The 12,617-nt window shown below is 71.3% G+C and carries 14 protein-coding genes and 1 pseudogene; 7 read left to right on the top strand and 8 right to left on the bottom strand.

Translation table 11 applies throughout. From position 1 onward, the window contains the following. Window position 1 precedes the first annotated feature (1 nt). The 7 genes from ACH4PU_RS33745 to ACH4PU_RS33715 form a co-directional block, all read right to left on the bottom strand. Entirely contained in the window at window positions 2-1,516 is a 1,515-nt protein-coding gene (locus ACH4PU_RS33745; RefSeq protein ID WP_398280966.1) for an ATP-binding protein, read from the bottom strand. 29 nt (window positions 1,517-1,545) lie between these two features. Continuing rightward, window positions 1,546-2,007 (bottom strand): DUF6238 family protein, encoded by a 462-nt coding sequence (locus tag ACH4PU_RS33740; protein ID WP_398281136.1) that lies wholly within the window; start codon window positions 2,005-2,007, stop codon window positions 1,546-1,548. 38 nt (window positions 2,008-2,045) lie between these two features. Continuing rightward, a complete protein-coding gene (locus tag ACH4PU_RS33735; protein WP_398280963.1) occupies window positions 2,046-3,518 on the bottom strand; it encodes an SCO6880 family protein in 1,473 nt (490 codons plus the stop codon). 93 nt (window positions 3,519-3,611) lie between these two features. Further along, window positions 3,612-4,997: an ATP-binding protein gene (locus ACH4PU_RS33730; RefSeq protein ID WP_398280960.1), complete on the bottom strand. Its 1,386-nt coding sequence runs from the start codon at window positions 4,995-4,997 to the stop codon at window positions 3,612-3,614. Between the two features lie 35 nt (window positions 4,998-5,032). After that, a complete protein-coding gene (locus ACH4PU_RS33725; RefSeq protein WP_398280957.1) occupies window positions 5,033-5,713 on the bottom strand; it encodes a hypothetical protein in 681 nt (226 codons plus the stop codon). Further along, entirely contained in the window at window positions 5,713-6,021 is a 309-nt protein-coding gene (locus ACH4PU_RS33720; RefSeq protein WP_221903327.1) for a DUF6112 family protein, read from the bottom strand. The genes ACH4PU_RS33725 and ACH4PU_RS33720 overlap by 1 nt, the downstream gene beginning before the upstream one ends. Window positions 6,022-6,151: 130 nt before the next feature. Beyond that, window positions 6,152-7,312 (bottom strand): C40 family peptidase, encoded by a 1,161-nt coding sequence (locus tag ACH4PU_RS33715; protein ID WP_398280953.1) that lies wholly within the window; start codon window positions 7,310-7,312, stop codon window positions 6,152-6,154. A gap of 523 nt (window positions 7,313-7,835) precedes the next feature. On the opposite strand from ACH4PU_RS33715, the gene ACH4PU_RS33710 reads away from it, so the two are divergent. The 7 genes from ACH4PU_RS33710 to ACH4PU_RS33680 all read left to right on the top strand — a co-directional run bounded on the left by ACH4PU_RS33710 (window position 7,836) and on the right by ACH4PU_RS33680 (window position 12,440). Then, window positions 7,836-8,591, top strand: a complete 756-nt coding sequence (locus tag ACH4PU_RS33710) for a DNA-methyltransferase (protein WP_398280950.1) — start codon at window positions 7,836-7,838, stop codon at window positions 8,589-8,591. A 190-nt stretch (window positions 8,592-8,781) separates the two neighbouring features. Continuing rightward, the gene (locus ACH4PU_RS33705) at window positions 8,782-9,402 is read left to right on the top strand and encodes a DUF4913 domain-containing protein (RefSeq protein WP_398281133.1); all 621 of its coding nucleotides are present in this window, start codon (window positions 8,782-8,784) and stop codon (window positions 9,400-9,402) included. Next, on the top strand, window positions 9,399-9,881 hold the full coding sequence (locus ACH4PU_RS33700) for a hypothetical protein (protein ID WP_398280947.1): 483 nt from the start codon (window positions 9,399-9,401) through the stop codon (window positions 9,879-9,881). Before ACH4PU_RS33705 ends, ACH4PU_RS33700 begins: the two co-directional genes overlap by 4 nt. Continuing rightward, window positions 9,878-10,477, top strand: coding sequence for a DUF3631 domain-containing protein (locus tag ACH4PU_RS33695; RefSeq protein ID WP_398280944.1), 600 nt, complete (start codon window positions 9,878-9,880; stop codon window positions 10,475-10,477). The genes ACH4PU_RS33700 and ACH4PU_RS33695 overlap by 4 nt, the downstream gene beginning before the upstream one ends. Window positions 10,478-10,970: 493 nt before the next feature. After that, a complete protein-coding gene (locus ACH4PU_RS33690; protein WP_398280941.1) occupies window positions 10,971-11,288 on the top strand; it encodes a hypothetical protein in 318 nt (105 codons plus the stop codon). A 69-nt stretch (window positions 11,289-11,357) separates the two neighbouring features. Further along, window positions 11,358-11,696 carry a hypothetical protein gene (locus tag ACH4PU_RS33685; RefSeq protein ID WP_398280938.1) on the top strand — a complete coding sequence of 113 codons (339 nt, stop codon included), beginning with the start codon at window positions 11,358-11,360 and terminating at the stop codon, window positions 11,694-11,696. Between the two features lie 15 nt (window positions 11,697-11,711). Beyond that, a complete protein-coding gene (locus tag ACH4PU_RS33680) occupies window positions 11,712-12,440 on the top strand; it encodes a hypothetical protein (RefSeq protein WP_398280935.1) in 729 nt (242 codons plus the stop codon). Window positions 12,441-12,517: 77 nt separating this feature from the next. Here ACH4PU_RS33680 and ACH4PU_RS33675 read toward each other — a convergent pair. Beyond that, window positions 12,518-12,617 (bottom strand): annotated as a pseudogene (locus ACH4PU_RS33675) (IS481 family transposase); the annotation flags it as partial.

Genomic DNA, 12,617 nt, shown 5'->3' with positions numbered 1-12,617 from the left:
TTCAGTGCATCCGGGCGTCGGTGTCGAAGAGTCGGCTCTCGTGCGGGTGGAGGAGGTGCTGGACGATGAAAGATCGTCCGGCGACCTTCCATAGGCCGCGGCCCCGGTTGAGGTGGGCGATGGCTTCGGTTTCGACGGAGGTGAGACCGAGGAGGGCTGCTGCGGCGTGGAGTTGGTCGGTCTCCTGTCGGTAGACGATGCGGGTGGAGCAGTCGGCGAGCAGTCCTTCGGCGAGGGCGCGTCCGCGGGATCCGGCGTCGCCGGCGGTGAGCAGGTCGGACAGGCGGTGAATGACCATCAAGTTCGCGATGCCGAGGCCACGGCTCAACTTCCACTGGGATTGCATGCGCTGCAGCAGGCCGGGGTGGCGCATCAGGCGCCAGGCTTCGTCATAGACGATCCAGCGCCTGCCGCCGCGCGGGTCGGTGAGGGCGGATTCCATCCAGGCGGAGGCGCAGGTCATGGCGAGGACGAGTGCGGTGTCGTCGCCGGAGCCGCCCAGGCGGGAGAGGTCGATGGTCAGCATCGGCGAGTTCGGGTCGAACCGCACGGTGGACGGCGCGTCGAACATGCCGGCGAGGTCGCCGTGGACCATGCGGCGCAGGGCGTGGGCGAGGTCGCGGGCGGCGTCGCCGAGGTGCCCGGACATGCTGCCGCCGGCCGTGTCGAGGGCGGTGGGGTTGTTAAGAGTGGCGGCGATGTCGCTGAGCAGCGGGGTGCGGCCGGTGGTGGTGGCGTGGGTGACGACGGCGTCGAGGGCGACGTCGAGCGCGGTGTGCTCCATCGGCATCAGGTCCCGTCCGAGGACGGTACGGGCCAGGGAGCCGAGGAGGAGCAGGCGGCGCTTGCGGATCTCGCCTGCCCAGTCGGCCTTGGAGACGCTGTTCGGCCGGGGAGCGGCGTCGAGCGGGTTGAGCTTGCCCGGCAGGCCCGGGCCGAGGGCGATCGAGGTGCCGCCGAGAGCGTTGGCCACCGGTGTCCACTCGCCCTTGGGGTCACAGGGCACGTAGACGCGGTAGCCGAAGGCGACCGACCGCAGCGCGAAGGACTTCGCCAGGGCGCTCTTGCCCTGCCCGATCACGCCGGCCAACAACACGTTGGGGTTGGTGAAGCCTTCGATCTTGCCGTAGAGGGCGAAGGGGTCGAAGCAGAAGGAGGCTTCGGCGTGGACGTCGCGGCCGATGTAGATGCCCTCGGCGCCGAGGCCACCCTCGGCGAGGAAGGGGTAGGCGCCGGAGGCGGTGGCGGTGGTCATCCGGTGGGCGGGCAGCTTGAGCTTGTTGCCCCGGGCCGAGGCGGGGCCGGGGCGTCCGCGGAGCGGGTAGAGGGGAGCGGGGGTTTCCTGCTCGGCGGGGTCCTGGCCGTTCGGGTGGGCGGCGGCTTCGGCACGGGCCTTGGCGGCGGCCTCGGCGAGCCGGCGGCGGGCGGCTTTGCGGGCGGCGCGGTCGGTGCCGTGCGGGGTGAACAGCGGGGAGGCCGAAGCGCGTCGGGCGCGGCGGGCGGGCCGGTGGGTCACTGGGTGGTGCTCGATTCGGCGGTGCCCGCTCATGCGGCGCGGTCGGCGGTGTGGCCGGGGAGCGGGGTGTGGAGATCGGTGGGGGTGGTCCTGCGGCGGACGGAGTGCCCGGCGTCGAGGTGGCGATGGCAAATGGTCACCACCGGTGGTCCTTCCGGCAGCCGCTCGGGCCGGCACTCGGCGCCTGCGGCACCGTCGGGAGTCGGAGGCAGGAGGTGGAAGGCGTCATGCACGGCGGCGGTGGCCTGCCACAGCCGAACGTGCGCCGTGGCCAGGTGCCGGCCTGCCGCCGGGTGCGGGAGCCGGGTGGTCTCGGCGAGGTGGTCGAGCAGCTCGTGCAGCGCGGTGAGGTGCGCGTGGAGCACGTCGAGCTGGACGCGGTCGGCCGGAGTCGGCGGCTTCGCGTTGAGCGAGCGGGCGTGGTGGCGGATGCCCGCGGTGGCGGCCCGCAGGTACGGGTGCGCCTCGGCGGGGGAGAGGGAGGTCGAGATAGCAGGATCCTTCCTGCCGGGTACCGGCAGGGCGCGGGTTACAAGGTGGTGCGGGCCAGTGGCAGGGCGCCGGCGGTGAAGGCGTTGGGCTGCTGGTACGTCAGGCGGCGCAGGTCGACTTGGGCGGTGACGGCCGCGGTCTCGATCTGGGCGCAGGCGGCGTCGAGGAGGGCGTCGGTTTCGGCGCTGACGGTGAGCAGGCCGGTCAGGGCGACGTCGGCGTGGCCGGCGATGAGCTGGCGTTCGCGGACCTTGACGTCGGCGTACTCGATGGAGTCGGCTTCGTTGTCGACCTGGCCGCGGCGGGCGCGCTCGTTGGCGTCGGCGATGATGGCGGCCTTCTTGCGCTGCACGTCGCGCAGGGCGGCCTCCAGGCCCTGGGGCACGTAGATGAGGGACAGGCTGCGGCGGACGCCGGCGGTGAACATCAGCCCGTGCAGGAAGCCGGGCGAGGTTTCGGTGCGGGGCCAGTCCTCGATCCAGTAGGTGGCGTGGCGGGCGGAGTCGGTGATCACCCGGTCGGACTCCTCGACCTGGACCACGGGGCCGGCGGCGGCCGGGTCGGCTTCGGCCCGGCCGGAGTCGGACCATTGCTGCAGGCCGGAGAGCGCCTTGGGGTCGTAGGCGGTGCGGATGACGGCGGCGATCTCGCGCGCGGTGAGCCAGCCGGTCACCATCAGCCCGGCGGTGCGGGCGGCCTGCGCGACGGAGGCGGTCGTCTGCTCCATCACCGTGAACGCGCCGGGCAGCCCGCCGCCGGCCTGGCTGATGAGCCGCTTGGTGGCCTTCATGTCCAGCGAGATCGCCAGGTACGCCTCGTGCGGGGCGGCGGCGGGGCCGGCGGAGGCGACGAGGTCGGCGTAGACCTGCCCGGCCACCGGGGTCTCGGGCCGGCCCTGCTGCGTCCAGTGCCGGGCGAGGGTGTCGCCGGAGTCGGGGACGGTGCGCTCGAGGACCTGGACGGTGGCGACGTGGCCGGTGCGGGCGATACCGGCCAGCGCACGGCCCCAGGACTGGACGTTGTGGTTCTGGGTGGCGGGGTCGAGCAGGGCGAAGGCGCGGGAGGAGACGCGGGCGACGGCGGTCAGGGTCTGCTGGTGCGGGTCGTGCACCGCGGCGGCGCCGTTCGCCGAGTCGCCGGGGGTGACCACGCGCAGCGAGGCGGTGGTACCGGGCAGGTGCAGCAGGCCGTCCTGGCGGGGGCGGGAGACCGGCCGGGCCAGCCACAGCGTCTGCCCGGTCCGCCGGCGGTGGGCGTAGCGCGCGGCGATCGGCGCCCAGTCGATCAGCGACCGGCCGCCTCGGCGGATGGCGACCAGGGCCGCGCTGGCCACCCACAGCGGGGCGAGGACGACGGCGCCGACCAGACCGGTGCTCATCACGGTCAGCAAAAGCAGCGCCAGGGTGCACGAGACGAGGAGGAGCTGGGGCAGGGACAGGCCGAGCAGGATCCCGCGCCGGGATCGGTGGGGGAATTTGACCGTGATGGGGGCGACGGAGAGATCAGACATGGTTCCGGGAGGGGTGCGCGGGGCGGGGCCGGGGGCGGGACGCACCGGTGAAGTGGCCGGTGCGTCCCGCCTTCGGCGTCGAACGGAGCGGGATCAGATGCCGGTGGGCGGTGGCGTCGGGGAGACGGGCCCGTTCGCCGCGTCACCCGTGGCGGGCGGGGCGCCTTGCGGCGGGGGCGTGGCGCCGGTCGGCGGGGCGGACATCCATCCGCCGCCCTGGCCGGACGCAGCTGCGAATCCTGATCCTGATCCGCCTTGGCCGCCTCCGCCCTGGGTGGGGCTGCCTCCGAGGCCGCTGGTGTCCTCGGTGGTACGGGTCGGCGGAGGCTGGACGGCCTGCTCCAGGCCGTTCTTCGCACCGTTGCCGGAGGACTCGCTGCCTCCGCCCTGGCCGCCGCTGCTGGTGGGGGCGATGTCACCGGGAAAGCCGCCGCCGGGAATCGCGTCAGGACCCTGGGGTGCGGCGCCGCCGGCGGCGCCCGCTCCGGCAGCCGCGCCGCCGGTTCCGGCGGTTGCCGCGGCCTGGGCGGCCTTGCGGGCGGCACGCTCGGCGTGCTGCTTGGCGAGCTGAGCACCGGCTCCACCGGCGCGATGGATGTCCTCGCCGGACGTGCCTTCCGATGCCCAGTGGACGAACTTGAAGGTCGCGTACGGGCACAGCAGCACCAAGATCATGATGACGATGCCGGACATGACGTCGGCGAGCGCGTCGAGGCCGCCCTTGGAGTCGGCCTTGCCCATGGCGGAGATGCCCAGGAGGAAGATCACGGTCATCAGCAGCTTGCTGCAGACCAGCGTGGCGGTGGCTTCGATCCAGCCCCGTCGCCAGCGGCGGGCGACTTCCCATCCGCCGCCCGCTCCGGCGAACACGGCGAGGGTGACCATGACGAGGATGCCGACCTTGCGGACCATCATCACGCACCAGTACAAGAACGCCCCGATCGCGGCGCCGATGCCGCAGAAGGCACACACCAGCCAGCCCAGTGGGCCGAGAGCGCCGAGCTGGGAGACCTTGACCATGCGCCGCACCGCGTCGGACAGCGAGGAATCGGCGGCCTTGAACAACCCGTCGGACAACGCGTCGACGACTTCGATCGCCACGGTGGTGCCGGCGATGGCGCAGAAGGCAAACAAGACGCCGGACATGGTGCCGGTGAAGGCTTGGCCCAGGGCCTGGCCGTCGCGTTTGACCGCGGCCCGGATGAGTTGGGCACAGAAGGTGGCGACCAGCAGCACGAGGCCGATGGGCAAGATCAACTCATAGTTGCTGCGGAACCAGCCCGCGCCCAGATCGACGTTGGTCGTCCGATTGACGGCCTCGGCGGCAAGGTCGGCCGCCGCAGCGGCCAGCTGCCCGGTCGACTTCGCGATCCAGTTGCCGATGCCCTCGGTGATCGCCTTGCCGGGGTCGGACACGAAGTCGATGGCATCAGCGGCGGCGCACAGTTTGCCCGCGAGGGGGATGTGACAGAAATCCACTGGAACGGTTCCTCCTTTCTTCGGTCAGTGGCCCGTCACGGGGCGACGCGGGGGGCGATGGAGACCAGGGCGCAGTCGCGGGAGGGGCGGCACTGCACGGCGAGGGTGACCGAGCGGTCCTCGGCCCCGCCCCCGCCCTTCTTCCAGCTGATCTGCTGCTTGCCGGTGACGGTGACGGCGTAGATGTACGCCTCCGTGAGCGCCGACGGGTTCTCCGCCAGGGCCTGCTTGAAGGCCGACGGGAAGTGCGCCTCGGTGACCTGCACGGTGGCGAACTGGGCGTTGTCGCCCATCCGCGACCACAGCACCGGGTCGGGGACCTGGCCGGAGATCGAGGTCCAGTCGGTGTACTTGGTCTCCTTGGTCATCCACGCGGCCATCCCCGCGAGTTGCTGGTCGCGGGTGGTGGTGCGGGCGTCGTAGGACCACAGCATCACCGCGGCGGCCTTGGCGTAGGCGAGCGGGTCGGACAGCTGCGGAGGCTTGGGCACCGAGCCCGTCCCCGGGGCCGGCTTCGGTGCGGACTCGGGCGCCGACGTGCTGCTCGGGGAGGGGGCGGCGGTGTCGTCGTGGTCCTGGCCGCCGCTGCCGGTGGCCCACGCGGCAACGCCCGCGACGGCGAGCAGGACGGCCAGTACCAGGGCGCCGGCCAGGACGCGGCCCCGGGTGGACCAGGTGGCGCCGTAGCCGGAGAAGGGCGAGGGGAAGCGCGGCATCAGTGGACCTGCGACCCCAGCGCGGAGAAGAAGGCGACGATGCCGTTGGCGGCACCGAGGCCGAGAGCGGCGCCGGCGGCGACGACGGCGCCCTTCTTGCCGTTGGCCTCGGCCTGGTGGCCACCGGTGTGGTGACCCCAGGCCCACACGCCGAGCGAGACAGCCAGCGCGCCGACCACGGCGATGATGCCGAACAGGTTGATCGAGCTGACCACGTTCTTCAGCACCGACAGGCCGGGCAGGCCACCCTCCTTGGGCGCGACGCCTGGATCGTAGGCGAGGATGATGACGCGGTCTGCGACAGACATGGGTATGGCGAAACTCCTTGCGGGCGCGGGCAAGCAGCAGCCCACGGTGAGGGGGAGAAGCGAAGAGGAAGGCGGCGCCCGGGAGACAGCCCGGGCGCCGGTGCGCGGCCGGAGGGCGGCGGCAGGGGTGTCAGATGACCCGGCGAGCGGCGAGAATGGTCCAGTCCCTGACCGGCTGGATCCGCACCGGCTTGGTCGTGCGCGGCGCTTCGATCACCAGGCCCGCCCCCATGTACATCCCGACGTGTTCGGGGACGGCGGCGGTGCCGCGGGCGAACAGCAGGTCACCGGGCTGCAGGCTCTTGGGCGAGACGGGCTTGCCCTCGTTGACCTGGGTGTAGGTGGTGCGGCTGAGCTGGATGCCGGCGTGGGCGTACGCCTGCTGCATCAGCGAGCTGCAGTCGCACCGCCCCATCGGGTCCGGGCCGTGGGGGTTGGTGCACTCGCCGCCCCACTGGTACAGGGTGCCGAGCTGGTGCATCGCCCACTCGATGGCCTTGCGCGCCTTGGGGTTGGCGTCCTTGGGAATCGAGTAGCCCTTGGGGACCGCGCCTTCGGGGATCGGGCCGTACCCGGACCCGTCCTCGCCGGGCTTGCACCCCCCACCGCCCGGGGCCGGCGCGTCCTTGTCCTTGCCGTCCTTGCTGCCCTTGCTGGTCTTCGTGCCGGTGGCGTTCTTGCCGCCGTTCGGGAGAGTTTTGACGATGGCCTGCAGCAGGGCCCGGGACAACGGCTCCCACTGCGCGTACGCGTCCGGGAGCCCGGATGCCTGGACGGCCTGGGCGGCCTGAGTGACGGTCATCTGCTGCCACCCGTGCACCTCGAGCAACGCCTTGTAGAACCGCGTGCTCGCGTACACCGGGTCGCGGATCTGCTGCGGAGTGCCCCAGCCCTGACTGGGGCGCTGCTGGAAGATCCCGAGCGAATCGCGGTCGCCGTAGTTGAGGTTGCGGATCCGTGATTCCTGCATCGCGGTGGCGAGCGCGACGATCTGCCCGCGCTCGGGCACCTTCAAGGAGATGCCGGTGGCCACGATGGTCTTGGCGTTCGGGATCTGCTCGGCGGGCAGCTCCAGGCCCTCGACGTGGACATCCTTCTTCGAGCCCTTGCCGCCGAGGATGGAGGCGACCTGCTTGGCGACGGCGTCGGTATCGACGTCCGTGCCGGTGGTGCAGTTCGCGGCGGCCTGGGAGTGGGCGCCGCCGGAACCGGCGGCGGCGGTTGCCGCGGCTCCGGCGATCAGGAGGGGAGAGAGGCAGACGACGCCGAGGACGGCGGCTATGCCCTTCAACCCGTTCCGCCTCCCGGCAAGCGCTGGCAACGCGGCCGTCGGTCAGGCAGCGGAGGGGGATGGTGAATCACTGCGGTGTTCCTTCGAAGTGAGGCCCGGCTGTGCACGCACGAAAAGTGTGGAAAGGGTGCGGAGGCCGGAGTGGTGGGTAAGGCGAGGCCGGCGGACGAGGGCGCGAGTGGCAGCTCGGCGCCCAGGCCAGCGGGCAGGTCAGGTGGACCGGGACAGGGCGAACCTCCGTGAGGGCACGAGAGCAGAAAGGGAGCCAGCGGCTGTGTGAACCGGGCGGTTCCAAGACAGTAAGCGGCGATCCCCGGTTGGCGAAAAAACCGGGCGGACCGCGCTCCACTCTCGAGCGCGCGTACCACTCAACCGGGGATCGTGACCTACAGTTTGAAACTCTCCCCTCACGCCCCGTTCATCGGCTTGTGGGCTTTCTTGTGCCCGCGTGCGGCCGCAGGGGTCACGTGAGGGTCGTAGCAGTCTTCTCTTTCATCTCCCGCACTCGGATTGGGATTTCCCTTTGCCTTTTTCTCTCCACCAGGGCGACGCGCTGAGCGTGCTCTCCGGCCTGCCGAACGACTGCGTCGACTCCGTCATCACCGACCCGCCCTACAACTCCGGTGGCCGGACGGCGAAGGAGCGCACGAGCCGCACCGCGCGGCAGAAGTACACCTCCGCCGATGCCGGCCACCAGCTGCCGGACTTCACGGGCGAAAACATGGACCAGCGCAGTTACGGCTTCTGGCTCACGCAGATCATGACCGAGGCCCACCGCCTGACCAAGAACGGCGGTACCGCGCTGCTGTTCACCGACTGGCGGCAGCTGCCCGTCACCACGGACGCCATCCAGGCCGCCGGGTGGCTGTGGCGGGGGGTGCTGACCTGGCACAAGCCGCAGGCCAGGCCACAGAAGGGACGCTTCACCCAGAACTGCGAGTTCATCGTCTGGGCCTCAAAGGGAGCCATCGACGGCTCGGCCAACCCTGTGTACCTGCCGGGTCTGTACAGCGCCTCGCAGCCCTCGGGGAAGGTCCGGCAGCACATCACGCAAAAGCCCGTAGAGGTGATGCGCGAGCTGGTGAAGATCGCTCCGCCGGGCGGCACCGTCCTGGACTTCTGCGCCGGCTCCGGGTCGACGGGGGTGGCCGCCCTGCTGGAGGGCTACGACTTCATCGGAGTGGAGAAGACCAAGCACTACGCCGAAATCGCCGCCGACCGGCTCACGGGCACCCTGCGCCAGACCCTCAACCAGGACGACGTCACGCTCTCCGCCTGAGCCGCCGCCCGGATCCGCAGCACGAAGAAGCATCTTCCGCTTGGGCGTCGGCGCTTTATAGCAGGCATTGCCCGGTTAGCAAAACCGGGGAATGTCCGGATGGTTGGAGCCGCACTTCATGAACTGACGGCTGTGGCTGCAAGGAGATCCATTCGTGCCTGAATCCGTAGACCCCCGCGATGAGGGGGAAATGGAGCCGGTCCGCCTCCCGGACTCCGACCTGGAAAGCATCGAGGCGAGCGTCCGCCGGCTGATGGAGCAGTCGGCCGAGCAGGCCCGGCAGCTGGATCACCTGGCCGCCGCCCCTGAGGCGTCCCCCTCGCCGTTTGCCGCCTTGGGCATGCCGGGCCTGCCGGGCATGCCGCCCCTGCCCACCGCGCCGCCGGAACCGCGCCCGATCCTGGAGCTGGAGGGCGAGGAGTACGAGAACGAACTCGACTCTCTCAGCGACTGGGTGGACGACTTCCTGATGCCCACCTACGGCGCCGAGGTCACCACCGCCTTCCCGTGGTGCCAGCAGTGGCAGGAACACGACGACGTCGTGGCCTGGCTGCACGCCCTGTGGATGGCCTACCAGCAGCACAAGGACCCCGAAGCGGGCCCGTCGGGCCCGTTCGTGTGGCATCGCGACTTCCTCACCCACGCCATGACGACCGTCCGGGCACCGGGCGGACCGCTCTCGGCGTGCATGACCGACCCCGACCGGCCCGCCCACCGCCTGCTCCCCGGTCCAAAGCCCTCCCTGCGCACAACCCGTGCCGACTCCGAGGACCCGGGGGAGAGCGCGGCCGAGTCCGGGGCCGGCTCATGAACGGGGAGCCGGCCTTCGGGTTGAGCTTCGACCCGCGGGCGCTCACCGACCTGCTCCAGGCCCCAAGCGACATCCGCGACCTTGCCCTCGACCGGCTCCAGGACGTCGTCAACACCGAGCTGTTCGGCGGCAGACTGGCCGGCGACCTGGAGGGGTACCGCAAGGTCTACGTCGACTCCCGCAACGCCTGGCGCATCGTCTACGCCCAGCGCCCGGCCCCCGTCGGGTCCGCCCACCGCACCGAGATCCACGTCGTCGCGGTACGGCAGCGCGCCGGATTCGACGTCTACGACACCGCCCGGGCCCGCCTGGGCATCACCGCGCGCCGCACCAGCGCGCGCACCCACGCCGCCCGCACCCGCTCCCCGCAACTGGCCGATACCCATCGGCCCGTCCCGAAGCCGGGCCCGCCGTACGCGATGCCCGGCCTGCCCCAACCCGCGAACAGCCCTGCCCTGTCGAAAGGCGCCCACCGTTGACGACGTCCCCCGCCCTCCTCGAAGCGCTTGTCACCCGCCTGCTCACCGAGGGCGCACCACTCCATGAGAACCCGCACCACCGACGGCTGCTGAAGACCTTCCTCACCGTCCAGCACCTCGACGAGCACATCCTCGACCTCGTCGGCAGCGACACCCTCGCCTTCGACGAGCCGGTGGACCTCACGGACCTTCTCCTCGCCCGGCTGCACGCCGGAGACGAGCTGCGAGCGCTGCTGTCGTCAGCCTGCTGCTGCACCCCCACCACAGCGGACGGCGCACCCGCGGACACCGCACAGGCCCCGGACCCGGGCCGGACCGAACCGTCGGACAGCATCGTCGAGGCGTGCCTGAAGGTCTTCGCCGACCGCGGCCGCCCCGACGCCATGGCCTCCACCGACCTCGTTACCGCGCTGCAGCACCTTCCCGGAGTCGCCGAGGACCGCCGGCGCTACGCCGACCTCACCCCGGCACGCCTGGCCAACCTCTTGTCCCGGTACGAGATCGCGCCCCGCGACGTCACCCTCCCCGACGGCCGCCGCCGCAAGTCCTACCGGCGCGCCGCCCTCCAGGCGGCCGGGCGGGAGCGCCGCTGCTGAACCACCCCGCCGTCTCTCTCACCCGGCCTGCACAGGCGACGGACCGACACCTGGTCGACGACCTTCACCGGCGCTGCTCGCCGGAGAACCTCCTGCGCCGCTGGGGCCGCACCCGCGTCACCCGCCGCGATCTCGAACGCCTGCTGGAGCACAGCACCTGCTGGATCAGCCTCGACGCCGCAGGACGCCCGATCGCCCTGGCCTCCGCCGGCTGGATCAGCCAGGAATCCGGCGTCGTCGACCTCGCCCTCCAAGTGGCCGACGCCCATCAGCGCCATGGCATCGGCACCGCCTGGCCTGGCACGTCGCCGCGCACGCGCGTGCCCGGGGTGCGCACACCCTGGCCGTGCACACCGACGCGGCCAACACTGCGATGCTCCGCCTCCTGCAGCGCCTTGGCCCTGCCCAGCACGCGCGCGACGGCACCCGCATCGACGTCCGGATTCCCCTCGGCCGTGCGCTATGACACCACCCCAAGGAACCCCTGCACCTCATGTCCACCACTCGCGCGCCGGCACCGGCACGAAAGGCGCTGACGGCACTGGATTACCGCGTCGAGGCCGCCACCGGCCGCAGCGTCGACCAGCTGTGGGAGCACCGCGACCGCGGTCTGCTCGACGAGCCCCACCGCCGGCTGGTCGATGTCCATCGCAGCCTCGCCCAGGCAGAGACCTCGGTGACCTTCCACCGTGTCCTGCTGCACCGCTTGTCCTCCGGCGAGTTCCCCGCCGGTGCGGCCCTGTTCGCGCGCATCGACCGCACCGTCGATCAGCTGAAGCAGGCAGCAGCCACCCGCGACGAACGCCAATAGGACCTGGTAGCCGTCCTGGAGCCGCTCGAAACGGCCGCCCGTGAGCACGCCTCCTTCGACGGCCGGGAGATGACAGCACCGGATATCGCCGCCCTGCTGGCCATCGCCCAGGGCGCCAAGCTGCACGAGCACCTGCTCACCCAGCGCCTGTCCGTCGTCACCGCCTCCGGAACCCGCCTTCCCCACAGCCAACTTCAGCGCCTGGAAAACGCCGGTCTCGTCCAGCGCGACACCTCCCATCCCGTGCACGCGGGACAACCCGTCACCCTCACCGATGCCGGCCGCACGGCGCTGCCCGGATCACGCCGTACGAACCCACCCGCCGCGCCCAGCCGGCGGGCCGGCACTTGGCCGGTGCCACAGATGACCGATGTCGGCGGCTCCCGTGCCGCCGGCCGCCGCCCCTGACTTTCGAAAGCCACCATGCCGCACACCGAACCCGACCTATTTCGCCTTGACGGATACGAAGGCGAAAACCCTGACGTAGAAGAGCATTTCTGGGAGCACGTCGCCGCCGAGCAGGATTCGTTCACGCTTCTCGCCCAGCACCACACCGACGATGCCCGCCACAGCTTCTACGTTTTGCACGATGGTTCTGCCACCTGGGGTATCCCGGGTGAACCGCAGATCGCCGCGGTGCATGTACGGCGCGATCCCGACGCCCGTGTGTTCAGCTTCGAGCATGCCGCCCTGCCGTTGCCGGCGATGGCTCAGTCCTGGCTGATCGCCCGCGGCTGCCCCAAGGAGGCAATCGGCCTCCCGGACCGTGTGGGCACGCGCCCCGCCGACGAGGCAACCCGCGTGTTGCAGAGACGGTTGATGGCCGACGGCGGTCACTTCGCACTGTTGCGCAGCTATACCGACGACACCGCCGAGCGGCCGGAGGTCGTGGTCCTCCTTCGAGCCGCGGATGAGCGGACACCGTCGCCCTTCCGCATCCTGCTGGAAGAAGCCGACCTCGACGCGGGAACGCACACCCTGCGCGAAGGAGGCTTCCTCTCTTACGAGGCTGCCACGTACTGGTGGGAAAATCACTTCACCGGCGACGCCGCCCCCCTACCCACCGCTCCGCCGCTTGCGCACCGCAGCACCCTGCCCGCGACGCCTGCACGACCTGCGCCGGCTGCGCCACCGCGTGGCCGGGGCCGTTGACCAAGCGGCACCGTACGCGCGCATCGACCGCACCGTCGACCAGATGAACAGGGTGGTGGGAGCAACCGGCAGCCGCCCTAGATGTATTGACTCGCAACGTTGTTCACTCGGCTGATTGGCGGGTGGCCGCCGAGTGCGGTGTGGCAGCGGTGGTGGTTGTAGGCGTGGAGGAAGTCT

The sequence above is a fragment of the Streptomyces sp. NPDC021100 genome (genome assembly GCF_044333095.1).
Classification (GTDB): Bacteria; Actinomycetota; Actinomycetes; order Streptomycetales; family Streptomycetaceae; genus Streptomyces.
This window is presented reverse-complemented; position numbering and strand designations above follow the sequence as displayed.